Annotated in this window: 1 protein-coding gene; it reads right to left on the reverse strand. The window is 62.3% G+C overall.

From position 1 onward, the window contains the following. Positions 1–23: 23 nt before the first annotated feature. Complete coding sequence (locus tag IAQ70_RS22450; protein WP_190992164.1) at positions 24–1223, reverse strand: IS110 family RNA-guided transposase; 1200 nt, start codon at positions 1221–1223, stop codon at positions 24–26. Positions 1224–1453: the final 230 nt, after the last annotated feature.

Here is a 1453-nt window from a genome sequence, read left to right on the forward strand (position 1 = left end):
GGGGGGTGTCCCTATGCTTTTGGTCAAGCGGCTTGGGGAGCTTTTTCCTGGTAGAGGGTTCCGTTTTTGAGCATGGCGTAGATGACGTCGCATCGGCGCCGGGCGAGGCAGATGATGGCGGCGTTGTGTTTCTTCCCTTCGGCGCGTTTCCGCTCGTAGTAGGCCTTGGATAAGGGGTCGTGGCAGGAGGCTATCCATGCGGATCGGAACAGTGCGTTCTTGAGTTCCTTGTTACCGGAGCGGGCAGGGAATTCTCCGCGGATGGAGGTGCCGGAGCGCCGTGTGACGGGTGCGATGCCGGCGTAGGCGGCGAGGTGTCCCGAAGTGCGGAAACTGCTCCCGTCGCCGATGGCCAGGAGTATGGTGGCGGCGGTCTTGATGCCGACTCCCGGCATGGACATCAAGACCTTGGAAAGAGGGAAGTCGTCCAGGAGTTTCTCGACTTCTTCTGCCACGATGGTCCGCTGGTGTTTGAGCTCCTTGATCTGGGCGGCCACGCGCGGGATGACCAGCTCCACGGCCTCGGTCCCGGCGACGGTGACTGTCTGCTCGCCCAAGGCGGCGAACACGGTGTCGATGAGCGTGGCCGGGTCTTTGCGGCTGTGGTTGCGGGCCCAGCGCAGCACGTTCCCACGTCCGGCGGCACGAAGACCGGTCGGGCCCGCGTATTTGATCAGCAGTTCCAAGACCAGGGAACGGGTCAGGATGGTGCCGGGAAAGGCTCGTTCCAGGGCAGGAAAGATCTGCAGCATCAGTGATCGGAGCCGGTTGATTGCCCGCGTGCATTCGTGAGTCAGGTCGGTATCAAACCCGGAGAGCACCTTAAGTGCCGAAAGCACCTCGCTGTCACGGTCGACCGCGCGAAGGGTGTGCGGCATCGCCCGGGCCGTCTCGGCGATGATGAACGCGTCACGGGCATCAGTTTTTGAGTTTCCGGGATACAGATCCGCTGCTTTTCGCATTGCCAGGCCCGGCAGGTAGGCGACTTCGCACCCGCAGTCCCGGGCCACTGCCACGGAAAGCGCGCCAATCGTGTTCGGCTGATCCACGACGATTAGCACGGTCCCATGGTGCTGCAGGCTCATAAAGAGCTCCCGCAGCCGGGCTTCGTCCTGCGGCAACGGCTTATCAAAAAGACGTTCGCCGGCGCGGTTCAACGCGGTGGCATGGTGTTCGCTCTTGCCGACATCGAGTCCGCAATAAACGTCGAATCCCTGATCCATATCGGCGCTCCTTTGCACCACTATATGGCCGCAGTCACGACACCCGATGCCGGCACCCACGTTACGAAGAGACCTGGACCCGTTGGTCCGGCCTTGTCCCTATCAGCGGTCAACAAGTGCCTCCGAACCCGGCGACAACACCCCCCGGATCATCAGTGACAGGGCGAGAAAGTCATACCGGGTCCAGCGACCATGCCCCCGGCGCTCGGGGACCCAATAAATGTAACGGG

Source organism: Pseudarthrobacter sulfonivorans (genome assembly GCF_014712225.1).
GTDB lineage: Bacteria > Actinomycetota > Actinomycetes > Actinomycetales > Micrococcaceae > Arthrobacter > Arthrobacter sulfonivorans.